Source organism: Kribbella sp. NPDC023855, from assembly GCF_040639475.1.
Classification (GTDB): domain Bacteria; phylum Actinomycetota; class Actinomycetes; order Propionibacteriales; family Kribbellaceae; genus Kribbella.
Map to the genome: position 1 here is coordinate 1,092,132 of NZ_JBFAAA010000001.1, position 15,023 is coordinate 1,107,154.

The 15,023-nt window shown below is 69.6% G+C and carries 13 protein-coding genes; 4 read left to right on the forward strand and 9 right to left on the reverse strand.

Translation table 11 applies throughout. The annotated features are described in order from the left end of the window. Window positions 1–5: 5 nt before the first annotated feature. The 4 genes from AB0F51_RS05030 to AB0F51_RS05045 form a co-directional block, all read right to left on the reverse strand. Window positions 6–635, reverse strand: coding sequence for a DUF5998 family protein (locus AB0F51_RS05030; RefSeq protein WP_360274146.1), 630 nt, complete (start codon window positions 633–635; stop codon window positions 6–8). 57 nt (window positions 636–692) lie between these two features. Continuing rightward, the gene (locus tag AB0F51_RS05035; protein ID WP_360274148.1) at window positions 693–2,600 is read right to left on the reverse strand and encodes an FtsX-like permease family protein; all 1,908 of its coding nucleotides are present in this window, start codon (window positions 2,598–2,600) and stop codon (window positions 693–695) included. Next, window positions 2,597–3,340, reverse strand: coding sequence for an ABC transporter ATP-binding protein (locus AB0F51_RS05040; RefSeq protein ID WP_360274151.1), 744 nt, complete (start codon window positions 3,338–3,340; stop codon window positions 2,597–2,599). Before AB0F51_RS05040 ends, AB0F51_RS05035 begins: the two co-directional genes overlap by 4 nt. A 92-nt stretch (window positions 3,341–3,432) precedes the next feature. Further along, complete coding sequence (locus AB0F51_RS05045) at window positions 3,433–4,482, reverse strand: P1 family peptidase (RefSeq protein ID WP_360274153.1); 1,050 nt, start codon at window positions 4,480–4,482, stop codon at window positions 3,433–3,435. A 52-nt stretch (window positions 4,483–4,534) separates the two neighbouring features. Here AB0F51_RS05045 and AB0F51_RS05050 point away from each other — a divergent pair, with 52 nt between their 5' ends. After that, window positions 4,535–5,044 carry a DUF2087 domain-containing protein gene (locus tag AB0F51_RS05050; protein ID WP_360274156.1) on the forward strand — a complete coding sequence of 170 codons (510 nt, stop codon included), beginning with the start codon at window positions 4,535–4,537 and terminating at the stop codon, window positions 5,042–5,044. Here the strand turns inward: AB0F51_RS05050 and AB0F51_RS05055 are convergent. From AB0F51_RS05055 to AB0F51_RS05065, 3 genes are read right to left on the reverse strand one after another with little or no spacing between them, the layout of a single operon-like run. After that, a complete protein-coding gene (locus AB0F51_RS05055; RefSeq protein ID WP_360274158.1) occupies window positions 5,041–5,721 on the reverse strand; it encodes an ABC transporter permease in 681 nt (226 codons plus the stop codon). The two genes, AB0F51_RS05050 and AB0F51_RS05055, sit on opposite strands and share 4 nt — an antisense overlap. After that, a complete protein-coding gene (locus tag AB0F51_RS05060) occupies window positions 5,718–7,196 on the reverse strand; it encodes an ABC transporter permease subunit (RefSeq protein ID WP_360274161.1) in 1,479 nt (492 codons plus the stop codon). Before AB0F51_RS05060 ends, AB0F51_RS05055 begins: the two co-directional genes overlap by 4 nt. Then, window positions 7,193–8,128 carry an ATP-binding cassette domain-containing protein gene (locus AB0F51_RS05065; protein WP_360274164.1) on the reverse strand — a complete coding sequence of 312 codons (936 nt, stop codon included), beginning with the start codon at window positions 8,126–8,128 and terminating at the stop codon, window positions 7,193–7,195. Before AB0F51_RS05065 ends, AB0F51_RS05060 begins: the two co-directional genes overlap by 4 nt. A gap of 145 nt (window positions 8,129–8,273) precedes the next feature. On the opposite strand from AB0F51_RS05065, the gene AB0F51_RS05070 reads away from it, so the two are divergent. Both AB0F51_RS05070 and AB0F51_RS05075 read left to right on the forward strand, forming a co-directional pair. After that, the gene (locus AB0F51_RS05070; RefSeq protein ID WP_360274166.1) at window positions 8,274–8,936 is read left to right on the forward strand and encodes a response regulator transcription factor; all 663 of its coding nucleotides are present in this window, start codon (window positions 8,274–8,276) and stop codon (window positions 8,934–8,936) included. Next, on the forward strand, window positions 8,933–10,090 hold the full coding sequence (locus AB0F51_RS05075) for a HAMP domain-containing sensor histidine kinase (protein WP_360274169.1): 1,158 nt from the start codon (window positions 8,933–8,935) through the stop codon (window positions 10,088–10,090). The genes AB0F51_RS05070 and AB0F51_RS05075 overlap by 4 nt, the downstream gene beginning before the upstream one ends. On the opposite strand, the gene AB0F51_RS05080 is transcribed toward AB0F51_RS05075, so the two are convergent. Both AB0F51_RS05080 and AB0F51_RS05085 read right to left on the reverse strand, forming a co-directional pair. After that, window positions 10,087–11,046 (reverse strand): phosphotransferase, encoded by a 960-nt coding sequence (locus AB0F51_RS05080; RefSeq protein ID WP_360274172.1) that lies wholly within the window; start codon window positions 11,044–11,046, stop codon window positions 10,087–10,089. The two genes, AB0F51_RS05075 and AB0F51_RS05080, sit on opposite strands and share 4 nt — an antisense overlap. Window positions 11,047–11,104: 58 nt before the next feature. Then, window positions 11,105–13,825, reverse strand: coding sequence for a GNAT family N-acetyltransferase (locus AB0F51_RS05085; protein ID WP_360274175.1), 2,721 nt, complete (start codon window positions 13,823–13,825; stop codon window positions 11,105–11,107). Window positions 13,826–13,870: 45 nt separating this feature from the next. On the opposite strand from AB0F51_RS05085, the gene AB0F51_RS05090 reads away from it, so the two are divergent. Beyond that, window positions 13,871–15,019 (forward strand): SLC13 family permease, encoded by a 1,149-nt coding sequence (locus tag AB0F51_RS05090; protein ID WP_360274178.1) that lies wholly within the window; start codon window positions 13,871–13,873, stop codon window positions 15,017–15,019. The last annotated feature ends 4 nt before the right edge of the window (window positions 15,020–15,023 follow it).

Consider the following 15,023-nt stretch of genomic DNA (forward strand, 5'->3'; position numbering starts at 1 on the left):
CGGCACTACCTGCTGGTCGTTGCGAACGACAGCGCCGAGGCGAAGTCGAGCACCTGCTGGATGCCGGCTGGGCCGTCCGCTGCCGCGGAGATCCGCAGCGAGATGTCGTCGGCGGCGACCGAGCCAGTGTAGCCGTGGTCGGCCTCGCAGTTCGGGTCGGCGCAGACGGCGGGCTCGAGGTCGATCCGGTTCACCATGCCCCAGCCGATGGTCAGCACCACCTCACCGCCGGCCGCGGCCGGATCGGCGCTGCCACCGGACGCCTTGGAGGCGTAGCCGGCCGGGTTCGGCACCACGCGGTTCACCACCACCGCGTTCACCCGGTTCAGCGGGATCGCCTCGGTCGAGGTGGACGCGTACGGGGCGCGGATCAGGTCGTCCGCGGCGTGCTCGTCGGTGTGCCCGACGATCAGCCGGCTCGGGGTGAGCGCCAGGATGGTGATGTGGCGCCGCACCTCGTCACGGTCGAACGTCGGCTCGTGCTGCAGCACGAACGCCCGGATCGGTTCGCCGGCGATGGCCACGGCGAGGGAGTCCGTCACGACATCTGGGTAGTAGCCGCACCGGTCGATCGCGTCGCGAAGTTCGGACGAGGCGTCCGCCAGCTCCGGGACCGGCGCATTCAGGTCACGCATGACCTCATCCTTGCATGCGCCGGGCCCGGAACCCGATCCGTGCCTGTGGACAACTGGTCAGCCCACGCTCGCCTTGCGCAGTACCGGTGCTCCGGCCGCACCGGCGACGGCGACCAGGACCAGGCCGACGACGACCTGCGAGACGAGCAGAACGACACCGGAGCTGCCTTCGGTGAGCACCTTGCCGCCGCTCAGCGCCAGCCCGCACAGCGCTCCGAAGCCGACCACCGGGAGTCCGACCCCGACCACCGGTACTACGGCCGCCAGCCGGGCGGAACGCTCGATCACCTTCAGCGGTACGCCGGAACGTCGCAGCGCCTTCGCCGGGCCGGCCTGGTCGAGAGCCGTCCCGACCGCGCCGGCCGCCGTCGACGCGGCACCCGTGACGAAGACGAGGCCGAGCAGCAAGGCCACGCCGAGACGCAAGTCCTTGTACATCCCCGCGTCCTGCTCGTCCTTCTCGGCAGCGGTCAGCGGAACCTTCCCCGGGACGACGTCGTACAAGACGGTGCGGACCTTCTCGCGGTCAGTGGTCGAGACGGTGATGTTCACGATCCGGTCGGAGGTCGTGACGCTGCTCTTCAAGCCGGCCTGGGTGAGCCGCTTCTTCGCGTCCTCGGAAACCACGACCGCCTGGCCCTGCTTGGTGTAGAGCTCGAAGGCGGTATCGGTGCCGTCCTGGGTCGCGCCGTAGGGCATGAACAGGGCGAGGAAGCCGGTCACGAATCCACTCAGGACCAGCGCGGCGACCGGCCGGAACGCGCCCTTCGGGTCGTCGGCGAGCCTGCGGCCGGCCAGCAGCGCGACCGGGCCCTTCGCAGTACGGGCCATGATCTTCCCGATCACCTGCACGGCGAACGGGCCGACCACGCGGACAGCGAGCGCGGCCATTCCGATCCCGATCAGCAGTGGGATGACCGCGCCGCCCATCCCGAGGATCGCGAGCATGACCGGGCCGATCACCAGCAGGCCGAGACGCAACGCGCTGGTCGCCTTCCGGGTCTGGCCGCGGACGACGCCGAGCGGTGTGATGCTGACCCGGCCGAGCCCGATCAGCGCGCTGATCACCGACAGCACCGGTACTGCGATCAGGACGATCGCCGCGACCCACCAGCTTGGGGTGAGGTCGTGCACGTACCAGTGGCCGCCGCCCAGCGGAATGCGGGCGATGAGCGGGGTGAGCACGATGTAGCCGATGAGCCCGGCGATCGCACCGAGGAAGCCGAGCACTGCCTGCTCCACGGCACTAAGCCAGAGCACTTGACTTCGCGTCGCGCCGGCGAGCCTCAGTGCGGCGAGCCGGTGCTCACGACGCTTGGCTGCGACACCCGCGGCTTGACCGACCAGGCTCAGCAACGGGAAGAGCACCAGCGTGATGCCGAACGCAACAAACACGAGCAGGATCGCCATGCGCTCGTCGAGCGCGGTGCCACGCCAGGAGTCCAGGTACTTCGGATCATCGGCCGGGCCGACCCCGGGCGAGTTCTTCTCGACGCCGTGGATGATGACCCATTCGTCGGCCGAGGACAGTCCCGCCGCACTGATCACACCGGTGGGCTGGTCGAGGCCGAAGCGCTTGGCGAGGTCTCCCGACCAGTCCTTGGCGACCTCGGGTGAGACGAACACCTCGCCCGGCTGCGGAGTCTTGCCGAGGCCCGGAGGAGGCGGCAGCTTGGCGTTCTTGTCCTGGTTGACGATCGCGAGGTCGTAGCGGTTCAGCGGGACGCCACCGACCATGTCGTCGATCTGGTTGACGGCACCGACGGCCGTCTTGGCGTCACCGTCGTTGGTACCGCGCCAGCCGATCCGGTCGGAGCGGTGGGTCAGGCCGAGCGACCCGGCGATCAGGAAGGTGACCAGCAGGGCAACGATCGCGGTGGCGCCGAGGGCTGCCAGGTTGGCCGCGCGTCCGCCTGGTCCTGGCCGGCGGACGAAGCGCAGGCCGAGGTCGGTCATCGGATTCATCGCTCACTCACCCGGCCATCGACGATCCGTACGACGCGGTGGCAGCGGGCGGCGACAGCGTCGTCATGGGTGACGACCACGACGGCCGCGCCTCGATGAGTGGCCGCTCCGACCAGCAGGTCGATCACGTGTGCACCGGTGGCGGCGTCGAGCGCGCCGGTCGGTTCGTCGGCGAAGACAGCCTGCGGCTCGCCGACCAGGGCCCGGGCGATCGCGACACGTTGCGCCTGACCGCCGGAGAGCTCGCCGGGACGACGGCCGACTTCGTTGGCCAAGCCGACCTGGGCGAGCATGGCGCGAGCGCGGCCAATGGCATCGCGGCGAGAGACGCCGTCGACCATCAGCGGGAGCGCGACGTTCTCGTCGGCCGGCAACTCGGCCAGCAGTTGGTTGTCCTGGAAGACGAAGCCCAGCCGGCGCCGGCGCAGTACGGTCCGGGCGGCGTCGTTCAGCTGGTCGACCCGCTCGCCGCCCAGCCACACCTCACCTTGGTCGGGGCTGAGGATGCCGGCCAGGACGTGCAGCAGCGTGGTCTTGCCGTTGCCGGACGGTCCCATGACCGCCAGCGCCTCCCCCGCGCGGACGGACACGTCGACACCGGCCAGGCCGACGACCTCGCCGTAGTACTTGACGAGGCCGCGACCTGCCAGCACAGGAGGCTGCTGGGCGTTGACTTGCTGGACGTGGGCTTGCTGGGTGGGGACTGGCTGGTACCGGGTTTGGGGACCTGAGTGGCTCATACCCGGTAGCTTTCCGGGATCTCGCTGCTGCAGCGTCGGTCCCGGGACCGGTCTTCGGCGCGTCTTTCGACACCCCCGGACCGACTGGCGTACTACTGCGGTCGTACGTCCGAATCGACGGCCGACGGGTAGGCATCGCGGTAGCTGAGCATCTTGCCCGCGGGCGTTTCGACGGTCTCGGCGGCGAGTACCGCGCGGACGACGGCGCGCGAGAGCGTCCGGGCGCCGGCGGCGAAGATCGTCTCCAGCTGCAGGAGGGCGGCCGGGTCGGTGACGTTCAGGCGAGGGGCCTGGCCGGTCGAGAGCGCGAAGATGCTGTCGCCGTCGACCAGGGTGTGGATCGGGTCGATCGCGCGGGCCAATCCGTCGTGGGCCACCATCGCCATCCGTTTGGCGGTTGCCTTGTCCAGTGAGGCGTCGGTGGCGACGACCGCGATCACCGTGTTCATACCGAAGATGCGGCCGGGCAGGTCAGGCGCTGGTTCGGTCGGGGTGCGGAGGCCGGCGAACTCGTCGCCCAGCCCGTACCGCGCGCCGTACAGCCGGCCTTGGGCGTCGACGGCCGAGCCGGCCGCGTTCACGATCACCAGCGCGCCGACCGTCGTACCGTCCGCGAGCCGGACGCTTGCCGAGCCGACTCCTCCCTTGAGCCCGCCGACCCGCGCGCCCGCACCGGCCCCATAGTTGCCCTCAGCAACTGGTCCGTCGGTGGCGGCCTCGAACGCCTGCCGGCCCCAGTCGCGATCCGGCCGGGCCTGGAAGCCACCGCCGCGACCGAGGTCGAAGAGCACCGCGGTGGGGACGATCGGTACGACGTCGCGCTCGCCCGGGCCGACGCGGACGCCCTGGCCGAGCTCCTCGAGGGCAGCCATCACGCCGGACGCAGCGTCGAGTCCGAAGGCACTGCCGCCGGTGAGCACGATCGCGTTCGCGCCGGGATTGGAGTTGACCGGATCGAGCAGGTCGGTCTCGCGAGTGCCAGGAGCACCACCCCGTACGTCGACGCCGGCCACGGCGCTCGCGGGCATGTGCACAACCGTCGTACCGGTGAGGTACGGCGCGTCCGTGCGCTCGAACTGGCCGACCAGGATCCCTGGTACGTCGGTGATCGCGTTGTGCGGCCCCGGCCGCTTTGTAGTCATGAGGAGTGTCTAGCAAAGAAATCCAGTTGCCGCCGAGATTACGTTGGAAGGCATGAACGCGGACCTTCTCTGTGGATCACTGGCCGAGCCCGCACGGCTGCGCACGTACTCCGCCGTCGTTCTGGGCGCCCGGACGCCCGGCGAGATCGCCGACGCCACCGGACTCGATACCGGGGTGGTCGGCAAGGCGGTGCAGCGGCTGATCAAGGCCGGTCTGCTGACCGCCTCCCCCGCCGGGCTGTCCGCGGTCGAAGACGTCTTCAAGGACGCGGTGCGCACCGGCCGGCCCGAACGCGAGCCGCTCGACCCGGACCCGTCCCGCGACGCCGTACTCCGCGCCTTCATCCGCGACGGCCGGTTGACCGGCTTCCCGACCGTCCCTGCGAAGACGCGGATCGTGCTCGAGTACCTGGTCAACTCCTTCGAGCACGGTCGCGCCTACCCGGAGGCGGAGGTCAACGCCATCCTCAATGCCTGGCACGACGACCACGCAGCCCTCCGCCGCGACCTGGTCGACTTCCAGCTCATGACCCGCACCGACGGCGTCTACACCCGCACTTAGACGTCGCGGGTTCGTAGCAGGAGTCCGCCGGCGGTGATGGCTGCGGCGGACCACCCGGCAGTGGCACCGAGCGTGGCGGTCGTCGGCGCGAGCTGCTGGAGCAGCTGCTGCCAGTGCGGGTTGGCGATCGTCTGGCCGAGGATCGGCGGCAGGGAGAGCAGCCCGAGGATGGCGCCGATGCTGGTCGCGGCCTCGCGCACGATGACGGCGATGCCCAGGCTGAGCAGGGCGATCAGCATCAGGTAGAGGACCAACCCTGCGGTCGCGCGTCTCTCGGTCAGCTCCGGATCGCCGGGCAGGATCAGCCGGCCGACCAGCAGAGAGCCAAGTACGGCGATGGTTCCGGCCGCGGCCACGACGGCGATGAGAATCCCGGCCTTGGACGCGAAGACCGTGAGCCGACGCGGGACCGCGATCAGGCTGGTGCGGATCATGCCCGAGCCGTACTCACCGCTGATGACCAGCACAGCCAGGATGGCGACCAACGCCTGACCGACCTCGACACCAAGACGGCTGACCTTGGTCAGGTCGCCGCCACCGCTGGCGGACTCGCAGGCCATCAGTGAGGCCGCGCCTGCGCCTATCGCCACTGTCGTCGCGATCACGCCGAGGAGTAGCCACAGCGGGCCGGCGACGGTCCGCAGCTTGGTCCATTCCGTATGCAGTGCGCGTCTCATGCGTCTCGCCTTTGGAGCAGGACGGTTGCTACCGCTAGGGCCGCTAGTGCGTAGCCGACCAGCACGGCGAGTCCGGCCCACGGCGCCAAGGGGTAGTAGTCGTTGTAGGGCGTGTAGGGGCTGGCGACCTGTGGGTACTGCACGAGCGTTTGCTGTACGGCGAAGGCCGCAGCCGGCGTCACCCGGGTCAGCCAGTTCGCGGGGCCGGCGGGCATGAACGGGTTGGCGACCAAGAGGTACGGCAGCACGATGGCCGCGATGACGGTGGTGACCGCGCCTGCGCTGGTACGGACGATGGCGCCGACGGAGAGGGCCAGGATCGAGGCTGCCGCGAGCAGGGCCGCAGTACCGAGGGCTACTCGTAGTTCGGTCGAGGTGGTCACGGGGAAGATGTAGACGCCGTTCGCCCGGGCCAACCGCTCGCCGAGTGGGATTGCGACGAGCACGCCTGCCAGGCCGGCGACGAAGGTGACGGCACTCAGCACGATCGCCTTGGCGAGCAGTAGCCGCGGCCGCCGTGGGCCGGCGATCAGGGTGACGTGAACCAGGTTGTTCCGGTACTCCGTGGTGATGAACAGAACAGCCACCACGACGACCGCGATCAGCGCGGCGAAGGTGCCGGTGAGGAGGTTGGCGAGCGTCCCGGCGGTCGGCAGGGAGTAGCGGGCGGCGGGCGCAATGTCACCGGCGCCGGTGACCGTGAAGGTGCCGCCGGATTCGGTGAACGATCCCGCCGCGGGAGGTGGGTATCCGGCGAAGGTGGGCGATCCGGCTCCTACCTGATCGCCGGTCCAGTGGCGGTCTGTTCCTTGGAGATCGGTGAAAGTGGCGGTTGACACGCTGGCCGTCGTACCGCGGCCTTCGACGGCCTGAGGTGATGCGACGAACAGCCCGGCTAGCGGGGTTGGGCCGAGGTCCACGTGCACGGTGCCGACCTTGGTCCAGTTGATTCCGTCGGCGGAGGCGTACCCAGTGATCGCGTCACCTGAGCGTTCGAGTCGCAGCCACTTCGCCGCGGTCGGGCCAGTTCGATCTGCGAGGTAGTTGTCCTGCATCCGTACGCCGTGGCTGCCGGTCACCATGATCGCGGCGTACGGAGATCCCTCCCGCAGGCTCTGCTTGACGATCAGCCCCGCCTTCGCCCAGGGCACGACGGCGGGCCCCCGCGGAACACTGCTCTTGAGTGCAGCTACCGCGACAGTGATGCTGCCGTCTCCGGTCAGTGGTTGGTGTACGAAGTAGAAGCTGTCGGTCACTGGTTGGCCGCCCGATCCGATCGGCACCGCAGAGGCGCCGCGCTGGTCGCTACTGATTCCGGCGAGCAGCGCGACGAGCACCACCATCAGAGCCGCGGCCGCCATGCCGACCACCCAGCCCCGGACGGTGCGGAACTTCGTCCACTCCGCATGCAGCAACTCGAGAAACCCATCGCGGCCAGCGCCCCGGGACCTGTACGGCGTCACGCTGCGGGTCACCGCGATTCCTCCTTGCCCGCCGTGGCGCGGAACTCCACCGCGTCGCGGGTCAGCTCCAGATAGGCGTCCTCCAGGGTGGCTCGATGCGCCGACACCTCCGAGAACGGGATCGCGCTCTGGCTGAGCAACTGCACCATGCGTTCGGCCGGCAGGCCGGAAACGGTGACGGAATCAGGGCCTGCGGCAACGACCTTGGCGCCTGCCTGCGCCAGCATCGTCATCGCCTCCGGGCGGGCCGTGGTTCGCAGGGACACCCGATCGCCGGACGCCGCCGCCAGCAGGTCGGCCATACCGGTGTCGGCGATGGCCTTCCCACGTCCGGCGACGATCAGGTGATCGGCGGTGTCCTGCACCTCGCTCATCAGATGGCTGGACACCAGGACGGCTCGCCCCTCGGCGGCCAACGACCGCAGGAAGCCACGCAGCCAGATGATGCCGTCGGGGTCCATGCCGTTGAACGGCTCGTCGAGCATGATGATCGGCGGATCACCCAGCAGGGCCGCAGCGATCCCGAGTCGCTGCCGCATGCCGAGCGAGTAGCCGCCGGCCTTGCGCCTGGCCGCCGAGGTCAGGCCGGTCTGTTCGATCACCTGATCCACGCGGCGCGCGGGCAAGCCCTGGGAATGTGCCAGCCAGAGCAGGTGGTTGCGACCGGTCCGGCTGGGGTGCAGTGCGGCTGCGTCAAGCAGTGAGCCGACGTGGCTCAGCGGATGCCGCAGGCGGTGGTACGGCTGGCCGTCGATCAGCGCGGTGCCGTCGTCGACCGCATCCAGACCCAGGATGACCCGCATCGTGGTGGACTTCCCGGCGCCGTTCGGCCCGAGGAAGCCGGTCACCAGACCGGGGTGAACGCTGAACGTCATGCCGTCGAGGGCTTGGGTCGTCCCGTAGCGCTTGCGCAACCCGGCGACGACGATCGCTGCGCCGCTCATCGGGGCAGGCGGCTGGTGGAAGCTGGTTTCATCTGGCTAGTTCTAGACAGCAGCCGGTCGCGGCTCCGTCGCTGTGGCTGCGACCTGGTTGAAACCGACCACCTGGCATCGTGGCGTAGGTGACACGTCGAACGGGTGGACCGCGATGAGAGTTCTGGTGGTCGAGGACTTCGAAGTACTGGCTCGCTCGATCGCTACCGGGCTGCGGCGCGAGGGCATGGCCGTTGACGTCGCACTGGACGGGGACGCTGCCGTTGATCGGCTGACTTCCACCCGGTACGACGTGGTGGTTCTCGACCGCGACCTACCTGGCGTCAGCGGCGACGACATCTGCCGGGAGCTCGCGCACGGACGGGCCGAGACCCGTGTGCTGATGCTGACCGCGGCCGGAACGATCGAGGACCGGGTCGACGGGCTCAGCCTCGGCGCCGACGACTACCTGTCCAAGCCGTTCGCCTTCGCCGAACTGGTCGCCCGGGTCCGCGCCCTGGCTCGCCGCACCGCCCCGCCGCTTCCACCGACCCTCAGTTGCGGGGACATCGTCCTGGACCCGGCCCGCCGGACCGCTTTCCGCGCCGGCCGACGGCTCGAGCTGAGTCCCAAGGAGTTCGCCCTGCTCGAATGCCTGCTGGCCGCGCCGGGCCTCGTGCTGTCCGCCGAAGAGCTGCTCGAACGAGCCTGGGACGAGGCCGCCGATCCCTTCACCTCCGCGGTGAAACACACCATGCATCGGCTCCGGGCCAAGCTCGGCGATCCACCCGTCATCGAAACCATCCGCGAAGGCGGCTACCGGATCGGACCAGCATGACCGAACTCACCGGCCCAGCCCAGCAGCACCTGGCCGCTATCGACCCAGAGCCCTTCGCCGGTACGACGCAGCCGCGGCGCTCGCTGCAGGCCCGGCTGACGCTCTTCTATGCCACCGGCATCTATCTCGCCGGGCTCGGGATTCTTGCCATCGTGACCATCCCGCTCACCGGTCTGCAGAAGACCACGGCCGTCGACAGCAACACTCCAGGCGTGCTCAGCGGAACCGGGCAAGGGATCGACCCGCACCAGCTCATGATCGGCTCCACCATCGCCCTGGTGCTGCTCATCCCGATCGCCTGGGCCGCGGGCTGGTACGTCGCCGGCCGCTTCCTCAGGCCGCTGCGAGCCGTCACCGCCACCGCCAAAGCGATCTCGGCCGGCAACCTCCACCAGCGGCTCGCCCTCGGCGAGCCCACCGACGAACTGACCGAACTGGGCTCGATCCTCGACGACCTGTTCGCCCGGCTGGAAGCCTCCTTCACCGCACAACGGCACTTCGTCGCCAACGCCTCACACGAACTCCGTACTCCGCTGGCCGGCCTGCGGACCCTCCTGGAAGTCGCCCTCGCCGATCCCGACGCCGACGCGGCCACTCTGCGCTCGGTCTGCCAAGAAGCACTCGCGCTGGGCGAGCACCAGGAGCGTCTTGTCCAGGCATTGCTCACCCTGGCCACGAGCGAGCGGGGCGTCGCCCGCTGGGAAACGTTCGACCTCGCCGATCTCGTCGCCGAGGTACTCGTCTCCCACCGCGAGCAGGCAACTCAAGCAGGCCTCCACCTCGGCGAACACCTCGCACCAGCCGCGATGTCCGGCGACGCCCGACTGATCCAAAGCCTCATCACCAACCTCGTCGACAACGCCGTCCGCTACAACCACTCAGGGGGTCTGGTCGACATCACGACGCGGGCCGCCGGCAACGAAGTCACCCTCTCGGTCACCAACAGCGGGCCGGTCATCCCCGACGATCAGCTTCATCGACTCTTCCAGCCGTTCCAACGCCTGGCGCCTGACCGCAGCGGGCGCCGCGAGAGCTACGGTCTCGGACTGGCCATCGTCAAGGCCGTTGCCGATGCGCACCACGCCGCCCTCACCACCACCGCCCGCGCCGAAGGTGGTTTGAGCATCACGGTGCGATTCACACCCGCCACCTAGGTCCGGCTGACGTCGGCGACGGTCTTCAGTTGGGCGAGGTCAGGGAGGCCGGAGATGACGCCGGCGACCTGACGGGTGGCGTAGCGGCGGTGGGTCTCGGCGTGGCCGGTGTCCATCGCCAGCGCGGCCTGTCCGTGCAGGAAGTTGAGGGAGATCGCGAGGCCGGTGGCGAACGAGGCCGGGCCGGTGATCTCGGCCGGCCCGCCCGCCGCGTGGTAGCCGGTCACGAGGCGCCGAAGGTCAGCTGGGTTGTGCAGGTGCCACATCAGCAGCGCGCCCAGTTCCCGCTCCGGTGAGAGTGGGCCGACGTTGTCCCAGTCGACCAGCCAGTTGCCCTCGGCAACGTTGCTCGCGGGTCGCAGTACGTTGCTGTTCTTGAGGTCGCGGTGGCACCAGACCTGGTCGCCGACCGGTTCCGCGTTGACGAGTGAGGTCAGCTCGAGCAGTTGCGGCTGAGCCCGGCGAAGGTCGTCGGCCCACTCGACGCCGGCCCGCAGCGCCGTGTCCACCAGTTCGTCCCAGTCGACATCGACCTGGTGGTAGAACGGCACCGGCTCGAGCTCGCCACCGGGCCAGTCGAGGGCGTGGATGACCGCCATCTGCTGAGCGAGCCACGTGGTGACCTCGATGTCCAGGTGGTCCGGAACGTCGCCTTCCGCCCACTCGTACAGCCGCCACCAAACCCCTTCATGCCGTACGACGTACTCGCCGCTGACACTCGCCAACGGCTCAGGACTCCGCACCCCAGCCGCCGCACACGCGGTCCGAAACGCAACCTCGCGCCGCACGGAGCCGACATCACCCTCGAACCAGAACAACTCCTTGGCGGCATAGGTTCCGGTCTCGGTCTCCAACCGCCAGACAGCACCCATCGCCCCGCGTGCCGTCTCCTGCATCGCGCTCGGCTCCCCCACCCCGAACAACTCCGCCAGCGCTGTCGCATCCGCCCTCAGCATCAGCTCAGCCTAGGCGGCCGAACCATCTCCGCGCGCTGCAATTACCAGACCTCTGAGGTCAGGTGAGGCGACGGGCTGGGGTGTCCTGCCGGGGTTTCTCGTTCGGGGCGATGCGGATGCTGGTGTCCAGGATGGTGGCGCCCTCGGCCGCGACGAGGACGGAGCGGAGGTCGCAGCGGACCACCTCCTCCAGCTCGAGGGTCAGCCGAGAGACTCGATGCAGCAGGTTCTCGATGGCTGGGATGTCCACCGGATCGGAACCGCGATAGCCATAAAGCAGCGGCGCCGCCCGGACTTCGCGGACCATCTCGGCGGCGTCGACCGTCGTGAGCGGAGGCATCCGATAGGCGCGGTCGCCCAGCAGGTCGGTCGCGACCCCGGACAGGCCGAACGACACCACCGGGCCGAAGGCAACGTCCTCCAGAGCCGAGATGACCACCGGTACGCCGGGAGGCGCCATCTTCTGGACGACGAACTGAGCCCGGCCAGGATCCGACGCGACCCCGAACGTCCGCGTCATCTCGGCCCATGCCTCGCGCATGTCGTCCTCGTCGTGGATGTGGCGCCAGATGTCGGCGAGGTCCGGCCGCATCCGCCACTGCTCGGCGGTTGCCTTCAGGATCACCTCGAAGCCGAGCTCCTCGGCGCGCGCGACCGCCTCGTCCGCCGACAGCACCGGGAACGCGGGCAGCACGGTGATGTCGTAGAAGCTCAGCAACCGTTGCCGGTCGGCGTCGTCGAGGTCGGCGCCGTTCGGGTGGCGCTGCAGGAACTCCGCGACGAAGTCCTCGGCGCCGGTGGTGTCGATCCCGGGCAGGTCGGGGATGCTGCTGTCCGCGCGACGCCGCCACTCGGCGTACATGGTGGCCTTGGCGAGTGCGCCCACGGCGTACTGCGGGGAGGAGAACGACGGGATCGAGCCGCGGGCCGCGCCGCCGTGCTCGTCCGGGACGCGGAGTTGCTCCGGGACGCTGCGCGAGGCGAGGAAGGTGGAGACAACCGGCTTGTCGGACTCGGCGGCGCCGGCCGCGAGCACCTGGGCGACCTCGGCACCGTTGGACTGGACCGGCGGCGTGAAGATCACCACCACCGAGTCCACCCGGTCATCGGCGAACACCTCTCCCAGCGCGGCGCCGAAGTCGGCCGCGCTCGCCTCGGCGTTCAGTGTGCGCGGCTCCCCCGCGACGTCGAGCCCGCAGCCCGCCATCGTGTCGAGGGCCAGCAGGGTCAGTGCGTCGGAGTTGCTGACGATCGCGACCCGGCGGCCCTTCGGCAGCGGCTGGTGTGCGACCAGTTGCGCGACGTCGAACAACTCACCGGGGGTGTCGACGCCGATCAGCCCGCTCTGCCGGAACAGCGAGTCAATGGTTGCTGAAGGCAACGTACTGCGACGGACCGTGTGGCCGAGCGGGACACCTTGGGTGGCGCGACCGGACTTCAGCGCGATCACCGGCTTGCGGCCGGCCAGCCGCCGCGCGACCCGGCTGAACTTGCGCGGATTGCCGAGCGACTCCAGGTAGAGCAGGACGACCTCGGTCGCCTCGTCGGAGTACCAGTACTGCATCAGGTCGTTGCCGGAGACATCGGCCCGGTTGCCGGCCGAGACGAAGCTCGACAGGCCGAGACCGCGCCCGACCATGTCGGCCAGGATCGAGACGCCGAGCGCGCCGGACTGGCAGAAGAACGCGACCCGGCCCGGGCTGGGCATCAGCGGCGACAGCGTCGCGTTGAGGCTGACGCCGGAGGCGGTGTTGATCACGCCCAGTGCGTTCGGGCCGATCACGCGCATCCCGTAGGACCGGGCGAGGCCGACCAGGTACCGCTGCCGTTTGCGTCCCTCGTCACCGATCTCGGCGAAGCCGCTCGACACCACCACCAGCCCGCGCACGCCCTTGGCCGCGCAGTCCAGGATCACGTCGGCAACCATCTCGGCCCGCACCGCGACCACCGCCAGATCGACCGGCCCGTCGACATCCCGGATCGTCGGGTACGCCGGTACGCCGTCGATCTCGTCGGCCTGGGTGTCGGTGTTGACGGCGTACAGCCGGCCCGGGAAGCCACCGTCGCGCAGGTTGCGCAGCAACGCGTTGCCGATCGTGCCCTCGCGCCGGCTGGCCCCGATCACGGCGACTCCCGCCGGGGTGAGCAGCCGCGCGATCGACAGCGCCTCCGAGCGTTGCTCGCGGGCCTGCATCACCCCGAACGAGGTGTCGGTCGGCGCGATGTCGAACTCGACCATGATCACGCCGTCCTCGAACTCCCGGGCGACCTTGTAGCCGGCCTCGGTGAACACGGTGATCATCTTGCGGTTGTCCGGCAGCACCTCGGCGACGAACCGGGCGATGCCGTGCTCGCGGGCCCCCTGGGCCAGGTGCTCGAGCAACAGTTGCCCCAGGCCCCGGCCCTGGTGGGCGTCCTCGATCAGGAAGGCCACCTCGGCGGTCCGCCGGCCGGTCCGCTCGTAGCGGCCGACCCCGATCATCGCGTCGCCGACCGTCACGATCAGCGCCAGCCGGTCGACGTAGTCCACCTGGGTGAAACGCGCCACATCGCGATCGGACAGCTGCGGGTACGGCGCGAAGAACCGGTAGTACTTCGACTGCTCCGAGACCCGTGCGTAGAAGGCCACCAGCAGGTCCGCGTCACCTGGGGTGATCGGCCGCAGATGCGCTGTCGCCCCGTCGCGCAGGACGACGTCCGCCTCGTACTCCGCCGGATAGCCTTCGGGGTGCTCCGGGGCATACTGGGCCGGCCGCTGAGGTTGCTCCGGCGCTGTCACGCGGCCAGCGTACTCACTCACCCGACTTCGGAGGGCGGTAATTCCATGTGGTGGCTGAGTGCGCTCGGTGGTCTTGCCGCGCTCGCACCCGGTGTGCTGGGTCCGTCGGAGGCGCTGGCCGTGCTCGAGCGGATCGCTCCGGTTCTGGTCTTCCTGGTCGCGGTGACGGTGATCGCCGGCCTGGCCGACGCCGCGAAGGTCTTCGAGGTCGCTGCCCGGGAGGCGGCGCACCTCGGGCGTGGCCGCACGTGGCGGCTGTGGCTCTTGGTGGTCGTGCTGGCCACGGGTTTGACCATCGTGCTGTCCCTGGATACCTGCGCAGTACTGCTCACCCCGGTAGTGCTCGCGATGGCGCGCCAGCTCGACATCCCGCCGAAGCTCTTCGCCTTCACCACGGTGTGGCTGGCCGGCACGGCGTCGCTGCTGCTGCCAGTGTCCAATCTCACCAACCTGCTCGCGCTGCATCAGTTCGACCGGCTCGGTCTCGGGCTGCGCGACTATCTCGGCCTCAGCTGGCGACCGGCCATCGCCGCGATCGTGATCACCGTGGCCGTCCTGGCTGTCCTGTTCCGTCGGGACCTGCGCCGGACGTACGTCGTACCGGAGACTCCTGAGCTCGACGACAAGGTGCTCTTCTGGGGCTCGGCGGCCGTGTGCCTCGCGCTCGGACCCGCCTTCGTCACGGGCATCGACGTGGCGTGGCCGGCCAGCGTGGGCGCCCTGGTGCTGATCGTCCTCTTCGCCGTACGCCGACGCCGCGAGCTCACGTGGTCGCTACTCCCCTGGCGGCTGGTCATCACGGTTGTAGGACTCTTCCTCGTCGTCGGCGCCTTCACGGCACACGGCCTGGAAGGCGTCCTGAGCCAGGTCGCCGGCACCAACCCGGGCGGCCTCGCGGCGCACCTGCGGCTGACCGGTACGGCGGCACTCGGCGCGAACGCCGTCGACAACCTCCCGGCCTACCTCGCGATGGAGCCCGTCGCCGCAGCAGACGGCACCCGGATGATGCTGCTCCTCATCGGCGTGAACTGCGGCTGCCTGCTCACCCTCTGGGGATCTCTAGCCACCCTCCTGTGGCGAGACCGCTGCCGAGCCGCCGACATCCACATCTCCTGGTGGTCCTTCCTCTGGCGCGGCCTGATCCTCACCCCGCTCGTCCTCACCGGCGCTGTGCTGGCCCTCAACCTCAGCTGAAGTG